Below are 24,500 nucleotides of genomic sequence, written 5' to 3'. Positions count from 1 at the left end.
GGCCGATCGGCGTGCCATCACCGACCCCCGTCGCGCACGCCAACCTCGCCATCGCTGGACGTCGGCGCTCCTCCCGACCACAAGAGCCATCGCACCTCATGTCGAAGACACCGAAGATCCTCTACACGCTCACTGACGAAGCTCCCTTCCTGGCCACGCAGTCGCTGCTGCCGATCATCGATGCCTACACCGACACCGCCGGGATCGTGGTCGAGACGCGCGACATCTCGCTGGCAGGTCGCATCCTGGCGCTGTTTCCCGAGCACCTGAGCGAGCAGCAGAAAATCGCCGACGACCTCGCCGAGCTCGGCGAACTGGCCACCACGCCGGAAGCCAACATCATCAAGCTGCCCAACATCAGCGCGTCGGTGCCGCAGCTCAAGGCCGCGATCAAGGAACTGCAAGGGCAGGGCTATGCACTGCCGGCGTATCCGGACGAGCCCAAGGATGCCGCGGAAAAGGACATCAAGGCGCGCTACGACAAGGTCAAGGGCAGCGCGGTGAATCCGGTGCTGCGCGAAGGCAATTCCGACCGCCGCGCACCGCTGTCGGTGAAGAACTATGCCCGCAAGCATCCGCACCGCATGGGCAAGTGGAGTGGCGAGTCCAAGTCGCACGTGGCGCACATGGACGATGGTGACTTCTTCGGCAGCGAGCAGTCCGCCACGCTGTCCGAGGCCGGCAGCCTGAAGATCGAGCTCGTCGCTGCCGATGGCAGCAGCACCGTGCTGAAAGACAAGGTTGCGGTCAAGGCCGGCGAAATCGTCGATGCCGCCGTGTTGAGCAAACGCGCGCTGGCCAGCTTCATCGACGCGCAGATTGCCGATGCCAAGGCCAAGAACGTGCTGTTCTCGGTACATCTGAAAGCCACCATGATGAAGGTCTCCGACCCGGTGCTGTTCGGCGTGGTGGTCGGTGAGTTCTACAAGGACACGCTGAGCAAGCATGCCGATGCGCTGAAGTCGGTCGGCTTCGATCCCAACAACGGTATTGGCGATCTGTACGCACGCATCGGCACGCTGCCGGAAGACCAGCAGGCGCAGATCAAAGCCGATATCCAGGCCGAATACGCACAGCGCCCAGGCCTGGCGATGGTCAATTCGGACAAGGGCATCACCAACCTGCATGTGCCCAGCGACGTGATCGTCGACGCATCGATGCCGGCGATGATTCGCGATTCCGGCCAGATGTGGAATGCCGACGGCAAACTGCAGGACACCAAGGCAGTGATCCCGGATCGTTGCTATGCCGGCGTGTATCAGGCGGTGATCGACGACTGCAAGGCGCACGGCGCGTTCGATCCGGCCACCATGGGCTCGGTGCCCAACGTGGGGTTGATGGCGCAGAAGGCCGAAGAATACGGCTCGCACGACAAGACCTTCCAGATTGCCGCTGCCGGTACGGTCAAGGTCACCGATGGCAATGGCAAGACGGTGTTCGAACACGCAGTGGAGGCCGGCGATCTGTGGCGCATGTGCCAGGTCAAGGACGCGCCAATCCAGGACTGGGTGAAGCTGGCCGTGGAGCGCGCACGCCTGAGCGACACGCCGGCCGTGTTCTGGCTGGACAAGGCCCGCGCGCACGACGCGCAGGTGATCGCCAAGGTCGAGACCTACCTGAAGGATCACGACACCAACGGCCTGGATATCCGCATCCTGCCGCCGGTGGAAGCGACCACCTTCTCGTTGCAGCGCATCCGCAAGGGCCAGGACACCATCTCGGTCACCGGCAACGTGCTGCGCGATTACCTCACCGACCTGTTCCCAATCATGGAACTGGGCACCAGTGCCAAGATGCTCTCCATCGTGCCGCTGATGGCTGGCGGTGGCCTGTTCGAAACCGGCGCCGGCGGCTCGGCCCCCAAGCACGTGCAGCAGTTCGTCGAAGAAAACTGCCTGCGCTGGGATTCGCTGGGTGAGTTCCTGGCGCTCGCGGCCTCGCTCGAACACCTGGGCAATCGCTACGACAATCCGTCGGCCACGGTGTTGGCCAAGGCGCTGGATGTGGCCAACGGGCAGTTCCTGGACAACAACAAGTCGCCGGCACGCAAGGTGGGCGAGCTCGACAATCGCGGCAGCCACTTCTATCTGGCGATGTACTGGGCGCAGGCCCTGGCCGCACAGACCGAAGACACCGCCTTGCAGGCCAAGTTCGTACCGCTGGCCAAGGCCCTGACCGAGAACGAAGCCACCATCGTGGCCGAGCTCAACGGCGCGCAGGGCAAGCCGGTGGACATCGGCGGTTATTACCATCCGGACCTGGCCAAGGTCAGCGAAGCGATGCGCCCGAGCAAGACCTTCAATGATGTGCTGGCGACGCTGAAGGCCTGAGTCCCCGCACCGCCTGTCGGTGCGGAGCACGCTGCCATCAAGGCCCGTCTCGTCAGAGGCGGGCCTTGTCGTTTCAACGGAACGGCGACAGCGCCGTCATGGCCCGAAGCAGGCGTCGGCTGAGCCGCGCCATGCGCCGTTCGCGCCGGAGGCGCTGGCGTGCTTCGGCCGTCAGCTGGGCGCCTTGCACTGTCGGCGCGAGGGGCGTCGTTGATTCCACGGACTCAACCGATTCAGCCGATTCAACTGGCGCGTCGGCTTCTGCCAGGCATCGAGCGAGCGCCGCGTCGGCAATGTGGCCGTGCTGGAACAACAAGTCGGTAAAGATGCGCATGCCCTGGCCTCCACTTGAGTGAAACCCACAGTAGGTGCAGGCTAGGGGGCGTAAAAGCGATGCTTTTGCAAGTGAGTGTTGAATCATATTCAAGGGTTGGCCATGGCGCGTCCTCCGCTTCACGCATTGCAGGGTTTCGTCAGCGCGGTGCGCCTGGGCAACCTGTCGCGCGCCGCAAGCGCAATGCATCTCACCGTCAGCGCGCTCAGCCATCAGATGCGCGCGCTTGAACAACGGCTGGGGTATCCACTGCTGCAGCGGCATGCGCGTGGCGTCACCGCTACACCGCAGGGCCAGCAGTTGCTCGATCGCATCGCACCGCATCTGGATGCGATTGCCGAAGCGTTCGAGCCCTTCGGTGCGCGCCGCGAAGACACGCTGACGCTGAGCATCACGCCGTCGATGGCATCGGCCTGGCTGGTGCCGCGGCTGGGCGCATTCCTGGCGGTCCATCCCACCATCGAAATCAACCTGCTGTCGAGCGAGCGACTGGTGGATTTCGAACGCCAGCAGCAGGTGGACGCCGCCATGCGCATCGGTGCCGGGCAATGGGCGGGCGTCATCGCCGAACCCTTGTTCGACGAATGGCTGGTGCCGATGGCAAGCCCGGCGCTGATCGCGCGCATGGGCGGCGTGGAGGCGCCGCCCTTGCACCACTGGCCATTGCTGGGCGACCCGGATGATGCCTGGTTGCGCTGGTTTGCCGCGTTCGGCGGCGATGCGCCGCGGCGCTATGTCGCCGTGCTCGACGAGTCCGAGGCGCACCACCGCGCTGCGCTGGATGGCGTCGGCGTTGCCTTGGGTCGCGTGACGCGTGCGCGCCTGTTGCTGGCGTCCGGCCAACTGGTGGCGCTGTCCACGCAACGGCTCAAGACCAGTTGGTCGCATTACCTGGTGTATCCGCCGCGTTCCAGTACGCATGGCGGGTTTCTCGCATTTCGTACGTGGCTACAGGGCCAGGCGCGCGAACACGCCGCGCACGCGCAACAGGCCACCGCCGTGCCACCTGCCGCGCGTGGCCGCAAGCGCACAAGGACAGTGCAACCATGAGCCACCCACCGTTGCCGCCGCAATCCGAGCGCCGCGCGCTGGCGATCGCCCAGGCCGTGTATGAAGCATTCGAGGACTATCACGCGCGGTTTTCCGAGATCACCGCACGCGCCAAACAGCGGTTCGAAACACGCGATTGGAGCGGCGCGCGCGACGACGCAGTTGCACGCATCGCGCTCTACGATCAATACATCGCCGAATGCATGCTGCGTCTGCGTGCAGTACTGCTGGGCCAGGCGCACGACCGTGCGCTGTGGATGCGCGCGCGCGATCATTACGCCGCGTTGCTGAGCGGCTTGATCGATCAGGAGTTGTACAAGACCTTCTACAACACCCTGACCCGCCGCTACTTCGGCACCCATGGTGTGGACGCCGATATCGAGTTCATTGCGCTGGATATCGAGCCCACCGATGCCATTACCGTGCCGGTGGCTCGGCACACCTATGCGGTCTCGCCAGGCCGGTTGACCGACATGCTGGTGCGGGTGCTGGGCGACTACGCATTCGCCGTGCCGTATGCGCATCGCACCCGCTGCGCTGCTGCGATTGCGGTGCGCCTGCTCGACGACCTTGCGCACTGGGGCGAGCATCCGGTACGCAGCGTGGAGCTGCTGGAGACCGTGTTCTATCGCGAGCGCCGCGCCTATCTGGTCGGGCGCGTCTTCGGCGAGCATCGCTTTTCGCCGTGCGTGATCGCCTTGATCAACGACGATGCCGGCCTGCGCGCCGAAGCGGTGCTGACCCGGCGCAGCGATGTCGCGCAATTGTTCAGCAATTCGCGCAGCTATTTCCAGGCCGACCTGTCGACGGTCGGCGATGCGGTGGTGTTCCTGCGCAGCCTGCTCACCCACAAACCGGTCGATGAGCTATACACGATGCTGGGCCGCGCCAAGCAGGGCAAGACCGAGCGGTATCGCACGTTTTTCAGCCATTTTCAGGCGCATCCGTCCGAACAGCTGGTGCACGCCGATGGCACCCCCGGCATGGTCATGGTCGTGTTTACGCTGCCCAGTTATCCGCTGGTGTTTAAGCTCATTCGCGACCGCTTTGCCTATCCCAAGACCATGAGCCGCGCGCAGGTGGAAGGCAAATACGAGCTGGTATTCCAGCTGGATCGCATCGGCCGCCTGCTCGATGCACAGCCTTACCGGTTCCTGCGGTTTCCCAGGTCGCGCTTTTCACCGGCGCTGCTGCAAGAGCTGCAGACCAGCTGCGCGATGAGCCTGAGCGAAGATGGCGACGATGTGCTGATCGCGCTGTGCTACGTGCAACGGCGCCTGCGCCCGCTCAATCTGTACCTGCGCGAACAGCTGCCCGAGGCCGCGCACGCGGCCGCACTGGACTACGGCCAGGCGATCAAGGACATGGCGCGCAACAACATCTTTCCCGGCGACATGCTGCTGAAGAACTTCGGCATCACCCGGCACCAGCGCGCGGTGTTCTATGACTACGACGAGCTGTGCCTGATCACCGAATGCACGTTCCGCGACTGGCCCGCGCCCACCACCTACGAAGAACAGATGGCCGCCGAGCCCTGGTTCCACGTCGGCCCGCGCGACGTCTTCCCCGAACGTTTCGCCTTGTTCATGGGCTTGCCCCCCTCGCAACTGGAAGCGGTCAAGCAAATCCACCCCGAGCTGTTCAACCCGCAATGGTGGCGCAACCTGCAGGCCCGGCTGCGCGAAGACGATTACCCGGACACGCCGCCCTACGCGGAGTCGCGCAGGCTCGCCTGATGGGTCTGTCTGTATACCGGTCCGCCGAATGTTACTGAAATGGGCGGGCATTGTCGGTGCTCGTTGTCGCCAGCTTATGGCAGCACACCCACAAAAAAGCCCCGCAATGCGGGGCTTTTTTCTCGTTGACGCAGACCGGAATCAGCGCTTCATCGAGCTGAAGAACTCGTCGTTGGACTTGGTGGTCTTCATCTTGTCCAGCAGGAATTCCATCGCCGCGATTTCGTCCATCGGGTGCAGCAGCTTGCGCAGGATCCAGATCTTCTGCAGCAGCTCCGGCTCGATCAGCAGGTCTTCGCGGCGCGTGCCCGAGCGGTTGATGTCGATCGCCGGGTACACGCGCTTTTCGGTGATACGGCGGTTCAGATGCACTTCGCTGTTGCCGGTGCCCTTGAACTCTTCGTAGATCACCTCGTCCATCTTGCTGCCGGTTTCCACCAGCGCCGTGGCGATGATGGTCAGCGAGCCGCCTTCTTCCACGTTACGTGCCGCACCGAAGAAGCGCTTGGGCCGGTGCAACGCATTGGCGTCCACGCCACCTGTGAGCACCTTGCCGGAGCTGGGCACCACGTTGTTGTAGGCGCGTGCCAGGCGGGTGATGGAGTCCAGCAGGATCACCACGTCCTTCTTGTGCTCGACCAGGCGCTTGGCCCGCTCGATCACCATCTCGGCGACCTGCACGTGACGCGCGGCCGGCTCGTCGAAGGTGGAGGAGATGACCTCGCCGCGCACGGTGCGCTGCATTTCGGTCACTTCTTCCGGGCGCTCGTCGATGAGCAGCACGATCATGTGCACTTCGGGATGATTGGTGGTGATGGCCGTGGCCACCTGCTGCATCATCATCGTCTTGCCGGCCTTGGGCGGGGAGACGATCAGCGCACGCTGACCCTTGCCCTGCGGCGCCATCAGATCCAGGATGCGGCCGGTGATGTCCTCGGTGGAGCCATCGCCACGCTCCAGACGGAAGCGGCGGCGCGGGAACAGCGGGGTCAGGTTCTCGAACAGGACCTTGTTCTTGCTCGCTTCCAGCGGCTCGCCATTGATGGTGTCGACGATCGACAGCGCGAAATAGCGCTCGCCGTCCTTCGGGAAGCGGATGCGGCCGGACAGATGGTCGCCGGTGCGCAGGTTGAAGCGACGGATCTGGCTGGGCGAGATATAGGTGTCGTCCGGGCCGGCCAGGTAGCTGGCTTCGGCCGCACGCAGGAAACCGAAGCCGTCGGGCAGGATTTCCAGCACGCCATCGGCGGCAACGCCTTCGCCGTGACGGGTCAGCACCTTGAGCAGGGCGAAGATCACGTCCTGCTTGCGCGCGCGCGCCACGCCTTCCTGGATGTTGAGCTGGTCGGCGATATCCAGCAGCTTCTGCGCCGGCATCCGCTTGAGGTCGCTCAGCGAATAGACGGGGAAGCCTTCCGGCACGGCCGGATGCGGCCGCGCGATGAAGGGCTCGTTGCTACCGTCGGAGGACGGCATGCCACCGCCTTCATTGCCGAAGCGGTCGCGCGGACCGCGGTCGCGACGGTTGCGGAACCGGTCGCGGCGATTGCCCTGCTGGTTCTGCCCCTGGCCCTGCTGATTCTGGCCGCCCTGATTCTGACCTTGGCCCTGGTTCTGGCCCTGGTTTTGCGCCTGATTCTGGTTCTGCTGTTGCTGCGCCTGATTGAAGCGCTGCTGCTGCGACTGGCCGCCCTCGCGGGGCTCGCCGTGGCTGTCGCTGCCCTGGCTGGCGCTGGAAGCGCTGCTGGTGCCTGCGCCATCGCCGGACGTCTGCGCCGGTGCCGATTCGGCAGCGGGCGACGGTGCCTGCGGAGGGCGTGGCGCGTCGGGTGCGGGACTGGCGGGCAAGGGCAGGTTGGGTTGCTGCGCGCCGGCATCGTCATGGGCGACGGCGGTCTTGCTCACGCGCGGCTTGCGCACGCGCTTCTCAACGGGAGCGTCGACGCTGCTCCCGGTATCGGAGGAAGGATGATCGGACAAGTGCGTGATTCCTCGCTAAGGTGCGAGCGCCCGGCTGGGGGGCGAACTATTGGTAGATGGGAGTCTAGAAGAGGGTTCTAGAGGGGTACGGCGGCGCACGAACGTGTGCCGGACCAACTGACACTATCACCGCGGCGCGCAACCGCGCAAGCATCGGCCTTGGCCGGATTTAACTGCCGGCCTACCACGGCAGGCGCCCATCGCTGGACGCCCGCTCACTCAGGCGGCCGCGCCGCCCAGGGTCTTGTCGATCATCTGGGTCAGCTGGCCCTTGCCAACCGCCCCGATCTGGCTGGCCTGGACTTCTCCGTCCTTGAACAGCAACAGCATCGGGATCGAGCGCACGTGGTACTTGATGGCCAGGGCGCGGTTCTGGTCCACGTTGACCTTGGCAACCTTGAGCCGACCCTGGTATGTATCGGCCAGATCGTCCAGCACCGGTGCGATCATCTTGCACGGGCCACACCATTCGGCCCAGAAATCCACCAGGACCGGTTCGCCGGATTGCAGTACAGCTGTCTCGAAGTCGGCATCGCCGACATGTTGAACCTTGTCGCTCACGTTGGGTCTCCTGGAAACCAAACGGCCCACCCGATCGGGCAGGCCGCCACATTGCGTTAAACTGGGGCATTGCGCGACTGAATCAAGTGTCAGTCCTGAAGCCGCGCTGTCCGCCACAACTGCCGCAGTTTGCGACGCTGTCGGCATCGATGCAAGCCGCGCCCGGGCTGCCCAGGGCGCCTTACGAAGACGGAATAATGAGCGACAAACCGCTGACCGATTTGACCTTTTCCTCGTTCGAACTGCATCCGGCGCTGATCGCCGGGCTGGAGAGCGCCGGATTTACCCGCTGTACCCCGATCCAGGCGCTGACCCTGCCGGTCGCGCTGCCGGGCGGCGATGTCGCCGGCCAGGCCCAGACCGGCACAGGCAAGACCCTGGCGTTCCTGGTGGCGGTGATGAACCGCCTGCTGATCCGCCCGGCGCTGGCCGACCGCAAGCCGGAAGACCCGCGCGCGTTGATCCTGGCGCCCACCCGCGAGCTGGCGATCCAGATCCACAAGGACGCAGTCAAGTTCGGCGCCGACCTGGGGCTGCGCTTTGCGCTGGTCTACGGCGGGGTGGATTACGACAAGCAGCGCGAGCTGCTGCAGCAGGGCGTGGATGTGATCATCGCCACGCCGGGCCGGCTGATCGACTACGTCAAGCAGCACAAGGTGGTCTCGCTGCATGCCTGCGAGATCTGCGTGCTGGACGAAGCCGACCGCATGTTCGACCTGGGCTTCATCAAGGACATCCGCTTCCTGCTGCGGCGCATGCCCGAGCGCGGCACCCGTCAGACGCTGTTGTTCTCGGCCACGCTCAGCCACCGCGTGCTGGAGCTGGCCTACGAGCACATGAACGAGCCGGAAAAGCTCGTCGTCGAGACCGAGACCATCACCGCTGCGCGGGTGCGCCAGCGCATCTACTTCCCGTCCGACGAAGAGAAGCAGACGCTGCTGTTGGGTCTGCTGTCGCGTAGCGAAGGCGCGCGCACCATGGTGTTCGTCAACACCAAGGCGTTCGTCGAGCGCGTGGCGCGCACCCTGGAGCGCCATGGCTACCGCGTTGGTGTGCTGTCGGGCGACGTGCCGCAGAAGAAGCGCGAGTCGCTGCTCAACCGCTTCCAGAAGGGCCAGCTCGAAATCCTGGTCGCCACCGACGTGGCCGCGCGCGGCCTGCATATCGACGGGGTCAAGTACGTCTACAACTACGACCTGCCGTTCGACGCCGAAGACTACGTGCACCGTATCGGCCGCACCGCACGTCTGGGCGAAGAAGGCGATGCGATCAGCTTCGCCTGCGAGCGCTATGCGATGAGCCTGCCGGATATCGAGGCCTACATCGAGCAGAAGATCCCGGTCGAACCGGTGACCACCGAGCTGTTGACCCCGCTGCCGCGTGCAGCACGCGTGCCGGTGGAAGGCGAAGAGGCCGACGACGACGCTGGCGACAGCGTGGGCACGATCTTCCGCGAAGCGCGCGAGCAGCGTGCCGCCGAAGAACAGCGTCGCGGTGGCGGGCGCAGTGGTCCCGGCGGCGGTTCGCGCAGCGGCAGTGGTGGCGGCCGCCGCGATGGCGCCAGCGCCGGTGCCGACGGCAAGCCGCGTCCGCGCCGCAAGCCGCGTGTGGAAGGGCAGGCGCCTGCCACGGCTGCACCGAGCGAAACACCGGTGGTTGCCGCTGCAGCGGTGGACGCGCCGTCCACCATCGCGGCCGATGCCGAGCGTGCACCGCGCAAGCGTCGTCGTCGTCGCAACGGCCGTCCGGTCGACGGTGCAGAGCCGGTCGCGTCCACGCCGGTGCCCGCACCTGCTGCCCCGCGCAAGCCGACACAGGTAGTCGCCAAGCCGGTGCGCGCCGCAGCCAAGCCGGGCGGCAGCCCGTCGCTGCTGAGCCGCATCGGTCGCCGCCTGCGGTCGCTGGTCTCGGGCAACTGACGATCGCTTCGCTGCAATCGCATCGCCGTTACGCGGCGATGCGACGCAGGCACGGGCGCTCCGGCATAATCGCCGGATGACCGTTCTGCGTTTCGACAACGTCAGCAAGCACTACGCCGGGGGCCACCAGGCGCTGACTGATGTCAGCTTTGAGGTGGCCGATGGCGAGATGCTGTTCGTGACCGGCCACTCCGGCGCCGGCAAAAGTACCTTGCTCAAATTGATCCACCTCAGCGAGCGGCCCAGCCAGGGCGCGGTGCTGCTGGGTGAGCGCAACCTGCTCAAGGTGCGCGGCCGGCAGATTCCGCTGCATCGGCGTCAGGTGGGTGCGGTCTACCAGGACCACCGCCTGCTCAACGACCGCAGCATTGCCGAGAACGTGGCGTTGCCGTTGATCCTGCGCGGCACCCGCCGCGCCGAGATCGGCAAGCGCGTGCGCTCGGCGCTGGAACGCATCGGCCTGGCCCATCGCGAAAAAGCCCTGCCATCGCAATTGTCGGCGGGCGAGCAGCAACGCGTGGGCATCGCCCGCGCCATCGTCGGCGAACCGCGCCTGCTGGTGGCCGACGAGCCCACCGGCAATCTCGACCCGGCGCTGGCGGCCGAAATCATGCAGTTGTTTGCCGAGCTTCCTGCGCGCGGCACCAGCGTGCTGGTGGTCAGCCACGACCTGGCGCTGCTCAAGCAGATGCGCAAGCGCGTGCTGATCCTGGACCACGGCCGCCTGGTCGACGACATCTCGCCGCAGGACCTGGCCGAATGAGCAAGCTTGCCAATACCGAAGCGGTGGCACCGTCGCGCTTCGGCGTCTGGATCGACCACCATCTGCACAGCATCGCCTTCAGCCTGGGCCGCGCCATGCGCAAGCCGTGGGCCACGCTGCTGACCATCGTGGTGATGGCCTTGGCGCTGGCCTTGCCGCTGGGGCTGTCGATCGCGCTGGACAACGTCAAGCTGCTGGCCGGCAGCGTGCAGCAATCGCGGGAGATCAATCTGTTCCTGAAGGTCGATGTCGCGGCCGAGGCCGCGCAGGCGCTGGCCACCGAGCTGCGAGCCCGCCCGGATGTGGCGCAGGTCACGCTGCGCACCCCCGAACAGGGCCTGGCCGAGTTGCGTGAGAGCGCCAAGCTCGATGAAGCTGCCGAAGCGCTGGGCGAAAACCCGCTGCCCACGCTGCTGATCGTCACGCCCGCCGACACGGCCGACGACGCGCAGCTGGCCGGCGCACTGCAGGCCCTGCCGCAAACCGACCAGGTGCAGCACGACGCGCTGTGGCGCAAGCGCCTGGATGGCTGGCTGCACTTCGGCGAGCGCCTGGTACAGGTGCTGTCGGCCCTGCTTGGCATCGGTGCGGTGCTGGTGGTCGGCAACACCGTGCGGCTGGACATCCAGTCGCGGCGCGAAGAGATCGGCGTGCTGCAGCTGCTCGGCGCCAGCGATGGCTTCATCCGTCGCCCGTTCCTGTACCTGGGCGCGTGGTACGGGCTGGGCGCTGGCGCCGTGGCGCTTGCGCTGATTGCCGCTTCGGGCCTGGCGTTGCGTGCGCCGCTGGCGACCCTGGCCGACAGCTATGGCAGTTCGTTTACGCTGCACGGGCTGGATCTGCTGCATTCTGTGATGGTGCTCATCGGCACCCTGGTCCTGGGCTGGCTGGGCGCCTGGCTGGTGACCGGCCATTTCCTTCGCCAGACCCGTCCCACCGAGACCTGAGGCCTGCCATGCATCCACCAGATCTCAAACACCTGATCAGCGACGCACCGCGCGTGATGGTCGTCGATGGTTCGAAGCTGGTGCGCAAGCTCATTGCCGACGTGCTCACGCGCGAGCTGCAAAACGTGCAGGTGATTGGCTGCGCCAGCATCGCCGAAGCGCGCGATGCGCTGGAAGCCGGCGCGGTGGATCTGGTGACGACCTCGCTGTCGCTGCCCGATGGCGATGGCCTGGCCCTGGCGCGCAGCGTGCGCGAAGCGGCCGGGCAGGCATATGTGCCGGTCATCGTGGTGTCCGGCGATGCGCAGCAGCACCTGGTCGAGCGCCGCTTCACCGAATACGTCACCGACTATTTTGACAAGGCGCTGGGCCATGAGGCCCTGGCTACCTTCATCCGTGGCTATGTGCAGCCCGAGCCGGTGGTCGGCGCGACCGTGCTCTATATCGAAGACAGCCGCGTGGTGGCCGAGGCGACCAAGCGCATGCTCGAGCGCCAGAGCCTGAAGGTGGTGCATGTATTGACCGCCGAAGATGCCTTTGCGCTGCTGACCGCCGAATCGCTGGGCCGGACCGAGCGTCGTATCGACGTGGTGCTGACCGACGTGACCCTGAAAGGCGAGCTCAACGGCCGCGATGTGGTCGAACGTATCCGCATCGATTTCGCCTACGGCAAGCGCCGCCTGCCGGTGCTGGTGATGACCGGCGACACCAATCCACGCAACCAGTCCGAACTGCTGCGCGCCGGCGCCAATGACCTGGTGCAAAAGCCCATCGAGGAGCGCTTGCTGGTGACCAAGGTGTTGTTCCAGCTGCGCCTGGCACGTCTCGAGGATCAGGCCGTCACGCTATGAGTGAAGTGGAAGGGCGCATCCAGCTGGAACCGTCGTGGAAGGCAAAGGTGGGCGATTGGCTGCTGCGCCCGGAGATGCAGGAGCTGTCGGCCTTCCTGCGCCAGCGCAAGGCGGCCGGGGCGCGGGTGTTTCCGCCAGGGCCGCAGATCTTTGCCGCCTTCGACGCGACCCCGTTCGATCAGGTCAAGGTGGTGATCCTGGGTCAGGACCCGTATCACGGCGAAGGCCAGGCGCATGGGCTGTGCTTTTCGGTGTTGCCCGGCGTGCCGGTGCCGCCGTCGCTGCTCAACATCTATAAGGAGATCCAGGACGATCTGGGCATCCCGCGCCCGGACCATGGCTATCTGATGCCGTGGGCGCGCCGCGGTGTGCTGCTGCTCAACGCGGTGCTGACGGTGGAGCAGGGCCGGGCGGGTGCACACCAGAACAAGGGCTGGGAAGGCTTCACCGACCATGTGGTGGAGACCCTCAACCGCGAGCGCGAGGGCCTGGTGTTCCTGCTCTGGGGCAGCTACGCGCAGTCCAAGGGCAAGGTCATCGACCAGGCGCGCCATCGCGTGTTCAAGGCGCCGCACCCGTCGCCGTTGTCGGCGCATCGCGGTTTTCTGGGCTGCAAGCATTTCTCCAAGACCAACGAGCATCTGCAGCGCCGGGGCCTCCCTCCGATCGACTGGTCGTTGCCGCCGCGCGACGGGTTGGACACAACGTCGGCCGCCGGCTGAACAGCCCGGGCCGGGCGCCGCGTCGTCGCGCGTTTTGTCACGGTCTGCGCAGGCGTGGGGTGCTAGTTTGGAGTCAGAATTCGGGAAGCTGTACGGTAGAACGCCGGCAAGCATGGAAGCCCGAACGTCCTATAAATGGAACGCTGGGAACTCTTTCCATACCCGGCAGTCCAATAGTTCGACTGCTAAGATGGTGCCTATGAACCAGACTACTTCGACTGCCCTCGTGGCAAACAATCTCCCGATTCCCAGTGCGCTCGGTTCGCTGGACGCCTACATCGGTGCCGTGCACCAGATCCCGGTGCTGTCGGTCGATGAGGAGCAGAATCTGGCCCGCCGCTTCCGCGACGAGCTCGATCTGGACGCCGCGCGCGAACTGGTCCATTCCCACCTGCGCTTCGTGGTGCACGTGGCCCGCGGCTACAACGGCTACGGCCTGCCGCTGGGCGACCTGATCCAGGAAGGCAATATCGGCCTGATGAAGGCGGTCAAGCGCTTCGACCCTGACATGGGCGTGCGCCTGGTCAGCTTCGCAGTGCATTGGATCCGTGCCGAAATGCACGAGTTCATCCTGAAGAACTGGCGCATCGTCAAGGTCGCCACGACCAAGGCGCAGCGCAAGCTGTTCTTCAACCTGCGCAAGTCCAAGACCCGCCTGGGCTGGCTCAATGCCTCCGAGGTGACGGCGGTCGCCAAGGACCTGAACGTCTCCGAACGGGAAGTGATGGAGATGGAGTCGCGCCTGTCCGGTCGCGATATCGGTTTCGACGCGTCCTCCGACGAAGACGATGACCACGGTCCGCCGTCGCCGGTGAGCTACCTGGTGGCCAACGACGAAGATCCGTCGCAGGCCTACGAGCGCCACGACAGCGAAGACAACCAGCTGCAGTTGCTGCGCGAAGGCATGGCCGGTCTGGACACGCGCTCGCGCGACATCGTCAAGCGTCGCTGGCTGGATTCCGAATCCAAGGTGACGCTGCAGGAGCTGGCCGACGAGTACGGCGTGTCGGCCGAGCGGATTCGCCAGATCGAGGCGAACGCGCTGAAGAAGATGAAGGCGCTGTTCGTCGCCTGATCTTTTGCTTCCGCAGTTCATGTCGCACAAACGGCCCGGTTATCCGGGCCGTTTGCGTTGGGGTGTCTGCGGGTGCGAGCAGCCGTCTGACGCCGCTGCCAGGATCACGCCTGCGCGACAATGTGTCAGTCGGGCAGGCGCGCCACCGGCAGATGCCAGCCGTAGCGGATCGCCATGAAGCGCAGTCCGAAACACACGCCGGCGCCGGTCGCCAGTGACCAGGCCTGCGGCACGCCGAGCACATGGCCGATGGCCACCAGACCGCCACCGGCGAGCGCGGCGACGGCGTACAACTCGGCCTGCAGCACCACTGGCGTGCGTGCGACCAACAGATCGCGCGCAATGCCGCCGCCGATGCCGCTGAGCATGCCCAGCAGCGTGGCACTGAGCGGGCTGAGCTGATAGTCCAGCGCCTTGCTGGTGCCGTAGACCGCAAACAACGCCAGCCCGGCCGCGTCGAAGATCTGCACCGGGTTGCGCAACCGCTCCACCGCTGCATGCCAATAGAAACCGGCAACGCCGGCCAGGCAGGCCGTGAGCAGATACTGCGGGTGCACCAATGCGGCCGGCGGGGTGGCGCCGATCAGCACATCGCGCACGATGCCACCGGACACCGCCGCCGCGCAGGACAGCACCAGCACGCCGAACAGATCCAGGCGGTTGCGCACCGCCACGGTCGCACCGCTCAGGGCAAACACGAAGGTGCCGAGCAGATCCAGCAGGAACAGGACAGTTGCCACGGTCAGGTCGTCGCATCAGGCCGCACAGCATCGCGCACGGCCTGTGGCGCTGTCATCCGTCCTTGCTGCTGGGCGGCGGGTCGTCGGTGGCGCCGCCGAAGATGATGCGCGCGGCGCGCTGGTAGCTCCAGTACGCCATCGCCCAGTTCACCAGCACCACGAAGCGGTTGCGGAAGCCGATCAGGAAGTAGACGTGCGCGGCCAGCCAGAACCACCACGCGACGATGCCGGACAGCTTGAGCTTGCCGACATGCACGATGGCGGCCATGCGGCCGATGGTGGCCAGGTTGCCGAAGTCCTGATAGCGGAAGGCGGCCGCGGCTTGGCCGCGCTGGCGTGCGCGGATGGCCTTGGCGATGTGCTTGCCCATCTGCTTGGCCGCCGGTGCCACACCCGGTACCGGGCGGCCGCCCTGCTGCACCGACGCCAGGTCGCCGCCGACAAAAATCTCCGGATGGCCGGGCACGCTCAGATCTGGCTCAACCAGCACGCGCCCGGCGCGATCCAGTGGCACGCCGAGCGTGCGCGCCAGCGGCGAGGCGGCGACGCCGGCCGCCCACACCACGGTGCGCGCCGGCACGAAGGTCTCGCCGAGCTGATAGCCCAGCGCATCGATATGACTGACCGGCGTGCCGGTGTGCACCTCCACCCCCAGCCGCTCAAGCTGCTTGCGCGCCTTGTCGGTGAGATCTTCCGGAAACGATGGCAGCACGCGCGGGCCGGCTTCGACCAGGCGTACCCGTGCCTGACGTGGATCGATATGGCGGAATTCGTTCTTGAGCGTGTGGCGGGCGATCTCGGCCAGGGTGCCGGCCAGCTCGACCCCGGTCGGGCCACCACCCACGACTGCGAAGCTCAGCCAGGCGGCGCGCGCCGCGGGGTCGGATTCGGCCTCGGCGCGCTCGAAGGCGAGCAGCAGCTTGCGGCGCAGGACCAGCGCGTCGTACAGGGTCTTCAGGCCGGGCGCGTGTTCGGCCCACTGGTCGTTGCCGAAATAGGCATGTGTGGCGCCGGTGGCCAGCAGCAACATGTCGTAGCCCAGCGACGTGCCATCGGCGAGCACCACTTCCCGGCGGGTCGGCGCAATCTCTGCGACGTCGCCGAGCAGCACCTCGACATTGCGCTGCTCGCGCAGGATGTGCCGCAGCGGTGCGGCGATGTCCGGTGCCGACAGGCCGGCGGTGGCCACCTGATACAACAGCGGCTGGAACAGATGGTGGTTCTGCCGATCGATCAGGGTGATGCGGATGCCGGGGTCGTCGAGTGCACGGGTCGCCCACAAGCCGGCGAAGCCGCCGCCGACCACGACCAGATGCAAGGGAGCGGGAGAGGGGGAAGAGGTCATCGTCAGGTCCGATGGAGTGCGACGCGGGCGCGACAGCATGCCAAATCGCCCATGAACATGACGCGTGGGCGTCGCACGCCTGCGGCATCATGTCGCATCTGCCGCCGACGGTCATTGCATGTCTTCACTGCCACCGCCCTTGCCACCGCTGCCGCCTGCCCCGGCGCACAGCGCAGCAGCAAACATTGCTCCTGCGGCTGCGGTCAGACAGCCACGCAGTGGCGTGGCCATCGGCCTGATCGGCATCCTGGCCTGTGCGAGCGTGTTCGGGATGGTGGTGCTTGCTGCGGGCCTGTGGCTGGTCGGTACCGGCTGGTCGATGTTTGCCGACCAGGCGCGCACTGCGCTGCAGGAAGACGCCGTGGTGCAGGAACACATCGGGCAGATCCGCAGCATGCGCGTGGATCTGCTGCGCACCGGAATGGCAGCGGGTGGCGAAGAGTTCGTCTTCGACGTGGAAGGCGATCGCGGCGCTGGTCGCGTCGCGGCGACCTGGGTCAGTGCCGGTGCCGATCAGGAGATTCTCAGCGAGGGGCTGCTCACCTTGCGCGATGGCACCGAGTACACCTTGCCGGCGGCAGCGACTACGGACGTTGAGACGCCCGACACCCCATCAGAAGTGGACGCCGATCCCGCACTCGATACCGCCCCTGAGACAATAGTGGAGCCATGAGCATGACCGACAATCCCGACAAGCGGATCGCCTTGCTGATCGATGCGGACAACGCGCCGGCGGGCAAGATCGATGTGGTGCTGGCAGAAGTGGCACGCTATGGCGTGGCCAACGTGCGCCGTGCCTACGGCAACTGGAAGAGCCCGCACCTGAAAGGCTGGGAGGCCGCGTTGCACGATTACGCGATCAGGCCGATCCAGCAATTTGCCTACAGCTCCGGCAAGAACGCCTCGGACATGGCGATGGTGATCGATGCGATGGACCTGTTGTATGCACGCAATCTGGACGGCTTTGCGATCGTCTCCAGCGATGCCGATTTCACCCCATTGGTGATGCGCCTGCTGACCGACGGCATGAAGGTCTATGGCTTTGGCGAGCAGAAAACCCCGGCGCCGTTCGTCAATGCGTGTTCTAAGTTCACCTATGTCGAAGCGCTCGGCGAGCAGGCTGCGGCCGCCAGCGACAGCGCGGCCGGCCGCAAGGACGCCACTGCATTGCGTAGCGACACGCGGCTGGTGCAGATGCTGCGCAATGCGATCGTCAGCGCTTGCGAAGACGATGGCTGGGCGCTGCTGAGCGCGGTGGGCAAGCAGGTCGCCAACCAGGCCTCGTTCGATCCACGCAATTACGGTTACCGCAAACTCAGCGACCTGGTGCGCGCGATCGGCCTGTTCGAAATCAAGCAAGACGAGCAGGCATTGTGGGTGCGCGATATGCCCAAGGGTGGGCGCGGCAAACCGACGCAGCCCGCCACTGCGACGGCGCAACCGGCGGCTGCTGCCAAGCGCCCGGCGCGCGCGCCAGCCAAACCTGCAGCAGGGGGCTGAGCATGACGCATGACGCAAATATGCCCGCTGCCGCGATGCCCGCCATCACGATTTGGGGACGTCGGAATTCAAGCAATGTGCGCAAGGTGTTGTGGTGCGCGGAAGAAGCCGGCGTGGCCTATACCTCGATCGAGGTGGGCGGTGCATTCGGCGGTAACGACACGCCGGCGTATCGCGCATTGAACCCGAATGGCGTGGTGCCGACCTTGCAGGACGGCACGCTGGTGTTATGGGAATCCAATGCGATCGTGCGCTACCTGGCTGCGCAGTACGCACCGGTGTTGTATCCGCAATCACCAGCCGAGCGCGCGCTGGGCGACCGCTGGATGGACTGGACTACATCGACGTTTGCAGGTGTGTTCCGCGATCTGTTCTGGGGGGTATTGCGCACACCGGAGGCCGAGCGCGATGCCACACGTATCGCCGCAGCGCTGGCGCAATCGGGCGAGCTGCTGGCACGTGCCGATGCGGCGTTGGCGCAGCAGCCGTATCTGTCTGGCGAGCGCTTCGCGATGGGCGACATTCCGTTGGGCAGCTTCATCTATGCCTGGTTCGAAATGCCGATCGAGCGACCCGCGCTGCCGTATCTGCAGGCGTGGTACCAGCGCTTGCGTGCGCGGCCGGCCTACCAGCGTGGCGTGATGACGGCGCTGACCTGAGTTTGGGTCAGCGCTCAGGTCGGCGTGATGCATTGCAGGCGCCACGCGTCGCCGCCGCCCTCGAACGCTGCTTGCTAGGAAGTGGGCCTCGTACATCGCGCGGTCTGTTGGTCTAACGTTGTTGTAGGAGCGCAGTTGTGCGCGAGGGCATTGCCGGTAACGCCGCATCGCGCGCAAGCGCGCTCCTACAAAACGTGAACACACCGCGCAAAACGTGAGTCTGGCGTCAGCTCCGTGTGCGATACGTCTGCACTAATACAAATCGATCGGATCCACATCCAGCGACCAGCGCACGCGGCGTGCCTGCGGGAGTGCGTAGATCGCCGGCAACTGGGTGTCGAGCAACCGGTGCAGCGCCGAGCGTTGCTGTGCGGACAGCAGCAACTGGGTGCGCTGGAACCCGGCGCGGCGTGGCATCGGGGCAGGCATCGGGCCATAGCATTCCACGGCCGCAACCGCCGGCGACTGCGCCGAGCTCTCGTCGGCGGTCAGCCCGCGTACCGCCAGCAGGAACTGATTGGCGGCGGCGACATCCTTGGCTTCGGCGCGGAACAGCGCCAGATGCGCAAACGGTGGGAAGCCGGCGGCCTCGCGCTGCTGCAGTTCGGCATCGGCAAAGGCGTGGTAGCCGCCATTGACCAGGGTCTGCAGCAAGGGGTGTTCGGGGTGATGGGTCTGCAGCCAGACCTCGCCGGGGCGGTCGGCGCGTCCGGCGCGTCCTGCCACCTGGATCAGCTGCTGGGACAGCTTTTCGGCGGCACGGAAGTCGGCCGAGAACAGGCCTTCGTCGATGCCGACCACCACCACCATGGTCAACCGCGGCAGGTCGTGGCCCTTGGCCAGGATCTGGGTGCCGACCAGGATGCCGGCGTCGCTGCCGAGCCGCGCGAGCTGGGTCTCCAGTGCGTCGCGGCGCTGGGTGGTGCTGCGGTCGATGCGCACCACCGGGACATCCGGGAAGGCCTCGGTCAGGCGCTCTTCCAGCCGCTCGGTGCCGATGCCCTGCGGCTGCAGCGCCAGGCTGGCGCAGGCCGGACAGGCCAGCGGTGCGGGTTGGCGCGCGCCGCAGTGGTGGCATTGCAGGCGGCGGCCGCCGGCATGCACGGTCATGGGCGTCTGGTGCAGCGGCGTGCTGCAGCGCTGGCAGGCGGCGGTCCAGCCGCAGTCGTGGCACAGCAGCACCGGTGCATAGCCGCGGCGGTTCTTGAACACCAGCACCTGCTCGCCACGCGCAAGGGTGGCGCCGATGCCAGCCAGCACCTCCGGCGACAGTCCGTCCTTGAGCGGGCGCTTGCGCACGTCCAGCACCCGGACCCGCGGCGGGCGCGCCTCGCCGGCACGCCGCGACAGCCGCAGGTGCCGGTAGCGGCCGGAATAGGCGTTGTGCAGGCTTTCCAGCGAGGGGGTGGCGCTGCCCAGGATCACCGGCACGTCCAGCGCCTTGCCGCGCACCAGGGCGAAATCGCGGGCGTGGTAGCGGATGCCGTCCTGCTGCTTGTAGCTGCCGTCGTGTTCTTCGTCGATCACGATCAGGCCGGCGTTAGGCAGCGGGATGAACACCGCCGAGCGGGTGCCGACGATCAGCTTGGCCTCGCCGCGCCAGGCCGCAGCCCAGACCCGTGCCCGTTCGCCATCGGAGAGCCCCGAGTGCAGCGCGTGCACCGGCACGCCCAGGCGCGCGCGGAAACGGCCCAGCGTCTGCGGGGTCAGGCCGATCTCCGGCACCAGCACCAGCGCCTGCCTGCCGGCCGCCAGGCAGTCGGCGATCGCCTGCAGGTAGACCTCGGTCTTGCCGCTGCCGGTCACGCCGTCGAGCAGGTAGGTGGCAAAGCCGCTGTGCGCGCGGATCGCGGCGGCGGCGGCCTGTTGTTCGTCGTTGAGCGCCGGCCCGCTGCCGGGGCGGGCCGGGATGGCATTGGCCGGCACTGCCACGCGTTCGGCAAGCTCACGTTTGGCCAGGCTGCGGGCGGCCTCGCGCCACTGCGGCAGCAACGGGTCCAGCTGCTCTTCGCCCACGGCGCCGGCCTGCAGCAGGCCGGCCAGCAACGCCGGCCGGCTGCCGGCGCGCAAGCTGGTGGCGGCGGTGTGCCCGGCCTCGGTCAGCTGCCAGGCCCAGGCGTGGGTGTCGGCCAGGGGCTCGCCGCGGCGCAGCGGGCCGGGCAGGGCGCTGGCCTGGGCCTCGCCGAGCGGGGCATGGGTATAGCGGGCCAGCCACTGCAGCGAGCGAGCCAGTTCATCCACCAGCAGTGGCGTGTCGTCGCACCAGGCCAGTGCCGGGCGCAGGCCCTCGGCCGACGGCTGCCGGCCGATTTCCACCACCACTCCGATCAGCTCGCGCGAGCCAAACGGCACGCGCAGCCGGCAACCGACCCGCGCCGGATCGGCGCCCGGCACGTCTGCCGGGGGCAGGTAATCGAACAGCTGGGGCAGCGGCACCGGCAGGGCGACGCGCAAGGTGGGCACAGTCGAAGGCATCCGCCAAGTCTACCGACTGTGTCCAGTGGACCTGTCCTGCGCAATTTGGGGCGTGAAGGCCGCGTGATCACTTGCAGCGTCTTTCTGTGACCCAAGTGATAAATACGACGTAAACCTATGTGAGGACTGAGGAAACGGGTTTATCCACACTGCCTGTGGATAAACCTGTGAATTAACCGCGTGCTCCACGCCGTGAAGGCGGATTCACTTGCCTTGGCAACCTCTTGGACATTTTTTCGCCATCCGGTGAAATTCAATATGGATCAATCACTTAGGCGTGAAACACGATTGCAACAAAGAAAAAACAACAGTTGACAGACGGGGGCGTATCGGTATGCCTGCCGCTGTGCACAACGTGCGTGACCAGCGGTCGCGACCGGAGCAACGGCGGCGCGATCTGTCAAGCGGTCGGCGTGGCGGACCTGCGTCGGTATCATGCCGGCCGATGCTGGAGTTCACATGACCGTAGTTCCCGACGCCCCCGTGACACCTGCCGCGCTGTCAGCCTTCCTGCGGGGCGTGGAACGCCGGGGTCTGGTGCTGGCGCAGTTGCAATGCGGCGACGTGGCCGCCGCCGAGCGGGCGCTGGCCGCCGCCTTGCGCGCCTTCAGCAGCCAGGCGGCGGGACGCCCGATGGCTGGCTGGCCGATGCGCTTCTGGAGCCTGCTGGCCACCGCGCCGCCGCTGCGCCGCGAACCCATGCCCGGCACCTGGCTGCCGCCGTTCACCGCGCTGGGCCGGATGCAGACGACCGACCGCCTGGCGTTGTTGCTGCGGATCGTGGCCGGGCTGGAAGAAGATGCCGCCAGCGAGGTGCAGGGCATCGCGGCGGCCGACTACCGGCAGTCGCTGGCACGGGCCTGCCCGCGCGATGCGGCCGGCAACCCGGACGCGCAGGCCTGGCGGATATTGGCGGAGGCGGCCCAGCAGGAACTGCGCGAGCTCGGTCCAGCCCAGCTGACCCGGCTCAGCCAGTTGCGCGATGCGGCCCTGGCCGGGGTGCCGTTGCAGCCCCCGGCCACACCGGTACGAACCGCACCAGCAGTGGAGCGCCCGTCGCGTGTGCGCGCACAGCGGTCGTGGCGTTGGCCGCAGGTCACCCGCCGCCACGCCGGCATCGGCCTGGGCGTGCTGGCACTGGCCCTGCTGCTGGCGGTGGTGGGCTGGTGGTGGACGCACCGCCGGCCGGCGCTGCCGCCCGAGCCGGTCTCGCAGGCGCCGGCCGGCGTGCTCCACGTGACCGACGCCGCGCCAGTCTTGGTGGAGGAGCTTCCGGCCGCCGACCTGCCGGACTCCGCCGCGGCCGCCGGCCCGGACCCGCGCGATCAGGCCATGCTGGCCGACCCGGACCTGGAGCTGGCGCGCTCGGCGGACTTCTATGCCTGGTACGCCGCCGGCCACCCGGTCCCCAAGGACGAGTCCGGCGCGCATGCCACCGCTGCCGAGCTGCCTTCTGCACCACTGGAGACGGTCGATGACGATCAATAAGTGGTCCGGCCTGTTGATGCTGGCGATGACTGGCATTGCCTGTGCACAGGCCTTGCCCGCAGCACTGGACGAAGGCAGTGCTGCGGCTGCCCCGGCCGCGCCCAGCGCCGCGCAGCAACGTGCCCGTTGGGCGGCGCTGACCCCGGCACAACAGGCCGACCTGCGCGCGCGCTACGCGGCCTGGAAGGATCTGACCGCCACCGACAAGGTGGTGCTGCGGCAGGCGCGCGAGCGCCTGCATGGGCTGCCCGACGACCAGCAGCGTGCGCTGCGGACCCAGTTCACTGCGATGGACCGCCTGCACCGCGACGGCTGGCGTCTGGGCTCGCAGCTGGGGGCGTTCTACCCGCAGTTGCAACCGCTGATCGGCTATGTGCCGGTGGCGCAGCGCGAGCGTGTGCTGGCGGTCCTGCGCAGCCTGGATGCCGGCCAGCTGGAGCAGCTGGCGGTGCTGGCACAACGCACGCCGCCGCAGGAGCGCGATGGCCTGCGCGAGGCCTTGCTGGCCGAAGCCCCGGCCACCCGCAGTGCCTGGCTGAAGCGGCAACTGGCGCGCTGATCGCCGCAGGGCGCCGGGAGGCGACGCGTGCCTGCCTCGCCCTGCGCCTTGCGACTGCATGACAGTCAGCGGGCTATCCCGGCTTGGTGGGTGTCACCGAGGCGGTACGGCCCATGCGCGGCTCGCCATTCGGAACCGTCTGCGGCCAGGTCGCCGTCGCTGCGTCAGACCTTGGGCAACCAGAGCGCCATGGCGATGTCACGCACGCCGTTCGATCACAGGCGTGCCAGGCTCGCCACCATCAGGAATGCGGCTGCCAGCGCGACGACGACGAAGTACACGCTGCCCAGGCCGAGATACTTCAGCACGGTCACCGGCCACGACTGTCCGTACACCCGTCGCTGCATCCACAGCAGATAGACCGGCATCCACAGCGCCAGCCCGAACTGCACCAGCCCGATGCTCCAGGCAATCGGGCTGGCAACCTGCGCCACTGCGTCGCCAAGCAACGACAGCAGCAGCATCGCCAGCAGGTTCAGGCATAGAAACGCATGGCTGTAGAGCGCCACCACCAGGTGCTCCAGATACACCCGCCCGCTGCGCAGGTAAAAGACCCGTAACAGCAACGCAAACAGCGGCACCAGCACCAGCAAGGTGGATGGCACCGCCGCAAAGAACGCGTTGTAGAGCAGCTGCGGGTTGCTGCGCAGGCGCGGCAGGTTGGCGCGGATATGGCCGAGCTGGGTGTTGAGCCAGCGGTTGGCAAACGGCGGCAACGGCGCCACGGTCAACGGATTGCTGACCGGATCCCAGGGGGTGCCGCCGACCGAAAAGAACGTGCTGTTGTCGGGTGCATCGACCACCGGGGCTGCACTATTCAGGCGCGCGCCCTGGTGCAGTTGCGCCAGCCGCTTGCTCGCTTCGCTCTCGGCACGTGCAATGCCGGCATCCACGCCGTCGCGTGCGATGCCGGCTGGCACCACCGTGCGCGTACTGGTCAGCGCACCGACCATCTGCGCACGCACCGCTTCCACCTGCGCCGGCGTGCGCGCATGCGCGAAGTCCTTCGGGGTGGCGCTGTGCGGTGCCGCTCCCGCCACGACATCGGTCTCTTCGTCGGACGCGTGCACGGCGATGCGTGCAATGAAGAAGGTCAACAGACTCAGCACCAGAAACAGCCGCATCGGTGCCACATAGCGCACGCGTTGCCCGCTCAGAAACCGCAGTGCCACGCGGCCGGGCACCAGCAGGTCGCGCAGGGTGCGGAAGATGCGCCCGTCCAGGTGCCAGAACGACTCGAATACTTCTTCCACCGCATGCGCAACGCTACGCACCGGGTTGTGGGCGCTCTGCCCGCAGGCGTGGCAAAAGTCACCGTGCAGGGCGGTGGAACAGTTTTCGCAATCCGATGGGTGCGGCGCGGTCGGGTGCAGGGGCATGGCCAGGTCCTGTTGGCGGTTCCAATGGGCCGCAGCGGCTGGCACGGCCACCCGAAGGGCCATGTCACGCGCACGGTACAGCATGAT

The 24,500-nt window shown here is 66.8% G+C and carries 20 protein-coding genes and 1 pseudogene; 14 read left to right on the top strand and 7 right to left on the bottom strand.

Annotated elements, in window-relative coordinates; genetic code table 11:
• Positions 1-98 precede the first annotated feature (98 nt).
• Positions 99-2,330, top strand: coding sequence for an NADP-dependent isocitrate dehydrogenase (locus RZV17_RS18005; RefSeq protein WP_355605430.1), 2,232 nt, complete (start codon positions 99-101; stop codon positions 2,328-2,330).
• Positions 2,331-2,403: 73 nt separating this feature from the next.
• Here RZV17_RS18005 and RZV17_RS18000 read toward each other — a convergent pair whose 3' ends face one another.
• Positions 2,404-2,664 carry a hypothetical protein gene (locus RZV17_RS18000; protein WP_123137710.1) on the bottom strand — a complete coding sequence of 87 codons (261 nt, stop codon included), beginning with the start codon at positions 2,662-2,664 and terminating at the stop codon, positions 2,404-2,406.
• A gap of 102 nt (positions 2,665-2,766) precedes the next feature.
• Here RZV17_RS18000 and RZV17_RS17995 point away from each other — a divergent pair, with 102 nt between their 5' ends.
• Positions 2,767-3,714 carry a LysR substrate-binding domain-containing protein gene (locus RZV17_RS17995; RefSeq protein ID WP_355605426.1) on the top strand — a complete coding sequence of 316 codons (948 nt, stop codon included), beginning with the start codon at positions 2,767-2,769 and terminating at the stop codon, positions 3,712-3,714.
• Positions 3,711-5,450 carry a bifunctional isocitrate dehydrogenase kinase/phosphatase gene (gene aceK / locus RZV17_RS17990; RefSeq protein ID WP_355605423.1) on the top strand — a complete coding sequence of 580 codons (1,740 nt, stop codon included), beginning with the start codon at positions 3,711-3,713 and terminating at the stop codon, positions 5,448-5,450. Before RZV17_RS17995 ends, aceK begins: the two co-directional genes overlap by 4 nt.
• Before the next feature lie 141 nt (positions 5,451-5,591).
• On the opposite strand, the gene rho is transcribed toward aceK, so the two are convergent.
• Positions 5,592-7,430 carry a transcription termination factor Rho gene (gene rho / locus RZV17_RS17985; RefSeq protein WP_355605420.1) on the bottom strand — a complete coding sequence of 613 codons (1,839 nt, stop codon included), beginning with the start codon at positions 7,428-7,430 and terminating at the stop codon, positions 5,592-5,594.
• A 219-nt stretch (positions 7,431-7,649) separates the two neighbouring features.
• On the bottom strand, positions 7,650-7,991 hold the full coding sequence (gene trxA, locus RZV17_RS17980) for a thioredoxin TrxA (protein WP_039405310.1): 342 nt from the start codon (positions 7,989-7,991) through the stop codon (positions 7,650-7,652).
• A gap of 197 nt (positions 7,992-8,188) precedes the next feature.
• Here trxA and rhlB point away from each other — a divergent pair, with 197 nt between their 5' ends.
• The 6 genes from rhlB (at position 8,189) to rpoH (ending at position 14,268) form a co-directional block, all read left to right on the top strand.
• A complete protein-coding gene (gene rhlB / locus RZV17_RS17975) occupies positions 8,189-9,910 on the top strand; it encodes an ATP-dependent RNA helicase RhlB (RefSeq protein WP_355605417.1) in 1,722 nt (573 codons plus the stop codon).
• A gap of 76 nt (positions 9,911-9,986) precedes the next feature.
• Positions 9,987-10,673 (top strand): cell division ATP-binding protein FtsE, encoded by a 687-nt coding sequence (gene ftsE / locus RZV17_RS17970; RefSeq protein ID WP_003484499.1) that lies wholly within the window; start codon positions 9,987-9,989, stop codon positions 10,671-10,673.
• Positions 10,670-11,620 (top strand): permease-like cell division protein FtsX, encoded by a 951-nt coding sequence (ftsX, locus tag RZV17_RS17965; RefSeq protein ID WP_047694624.1) that lies wholly within the window; start codon positions 10,670-10,672, stop codon positions 11,618-11,620. Before ftsE ends, ftsX begins: the two co-directional genes overlap by 4 nt.
• Positions 11,621-11,628: 8 nt before the next feature.
• Entirely contained in the window at positions 11,629-12,471 is an 843-nt protein-coding gene (locus RZV17_RS17960; protein ID WP_039405267.1) for a response regulator, read from the top strand.
• Positions 12,468-13,193, top strand: coding sequence for a uracil-DNA glycosylase (ung, locus tag RZV17_RS17955; protein WP_166752337.1), 726 nt, complete (start codon positions 12,468-12,470; stop codon positions 13,191-13,193). The genes RZV17_RS17960 and ung overlap by 4 nt, the downstream gene beginning before the upstream one ends.
• Positions 13,194-13,392: 199 nt before the next feature.
• The gene (gene rpoH, locus RZV17_RS17950) at positions 13,393-14,268 is read left to right on the top strand and encodes an RNA polymerase sigma factor RpoH (protein ID WP_039564933.1); all 876 of its coding nucleotides are present in this window, start codon (positions 13,393-13,395) and stop codon (positions 14,266-14,268) included.
• 125 nt (positions 14,269-14,393) lie between these two features.
• Here rpoH and RZV17_RS17945 read toward each other — a convergent pair whose 3' ends face one another.
• Positions 14,394-15,008, bottom strand: coding sequence for a trimeric intracellular cation channel family protein (locus tag RZV17_RS17945; RefSeq protein WP_355605413.1), 615 nt, complete (start codon positions 15,006-15,008; stop codon positions 14,394-14,396).
• Positions 15,009-15,060: 52 nt separating this feature from the next.
• Positions 15,061-16,353 carry an NAD(P)/FAD-dependent oxidoreductase gene (locus RZV17_RS17940; RefSeq protein ID WP_166744119.1) on the bottom strand — a complete coding sequence of 431 codons (1,293 nt, stop codon included), beginning with the start codon at positions 16,351-16,353 and terminating at the stop codon, positions 15,061-15,063.
• 118 nt (positions 16,354-16,471) lie between these two features.
• On the opposite strand from RZV17_RS17940, the gene RZV17_RS17935 reads away from it, so the two are divergent.
• From RZV17_RS17935 to RZV17_RS17925, 3 genes are read left to right on the top strand one after another with little or no spacing between them, the layout of a single operon-like run.
• On the top strand, positions 16,472-17,026 hold the full coding sequence (locus RZV17_RS17935; RefSeq protein ID WP_355605409.1) for a hypothetical protein: 555 nt from the start codon (positions 16,472-16,474) through the stop codon (positions 17,024-17,026).
• Positions 17,023-17,853, top strand: coding sequence for an NYN domain-containing protein (locus RZV17_RS17930; protein ID WP_166749434.1), 831 nt, complete (start codon positions 17,023-17,025; stop codon positions 17,851-17,853). The genes RZV17_RS17935 and RZV17_RS17930 overlap by 4 nt, the downstream gene beginning before the upstream one ends.
• A gap of 35 nt (positions 17,854-17,888) precedes the next feature.
• The gene (locus RZV17_RS17925; protein ID WP_355609482.1) at positions 17,889-18,512 is read left to right on the top strand and encodes a glutathione S-transferase; all 624 of its coding nucleotides are present in this window, start codon (positions 17,889-17,891) and stop codon (positions 18,510-18,512) included.
• Between the two features lie 252 nt (positions 18,513-18,764).
• Here the strand turns inward: RZV17_RS17925 and RZV17_RS17920 are convergent, their stop codons facing one another.
• Positions 18,765-20,987, bottom strand: a complete 2,223-nt coding sequence (locus tag RZV17_RS17920) for a primosomal protein N' (protein WP_355605405.1) — start codon at positions 20,985-20,987, stop codon at positions 18,765-18,767.
• Between the two features lie 459 nt (positions 20,988-21,446).
• Between RZV17_RS17920 and RZV17_RS17915 the strand changes: the two genes are divergently transcribed.
• Complete coding sequence (locus RZV17_RS17915; protein ID WP_355605402.1) at positions 21,447-22,475, top strand: hypothetical protein; 1,029 nt, start codon at positions 21,447-21,449, stop codon at positions 22,473-22,475.
• Positions 22,462-23,034 carry a DUF3106 domain-containing protein gene (locus RZV17_RS17910; RefSeq protein WP_039564947.1) on the top strand — a complete coding sequence of 191 codons (573 nt, stop codon included), beginning with the start codon at positions 22,462-22,464 and terminating at the stop codon, positions 23,032-23,034. Before RZV17_RS17915 ends, RZV17_RS17910 begins: the two co-directional genes overlap by 14 nt.
• Positions 23,035-23,249: 215 nt before the next feature.
• Here the strand turns inward: RZV17_RS17910 and RZV17_RS17905 are convergent.
• Positions 23,250-24,448, bottom strand: a pseudogene (locus RZV17_RS17905) (DUF3667 domain-containing protein).
• Positions 24,449-24,500 lie beyond the last annotated feature (52 nt).

The organism is Xanthomonas cannabis (assembly GCF_040616535.1).
Lineage (GTDB): Bacteria > Pseudomonadota > Gammaproteobacteria > Xanthomonadales > Xanthomonadaceae > Xanthomonas > Xanthomonas cannabis.
This window is presented reverse-complemented; position numbering and strand designations above follow the sequence as displayed.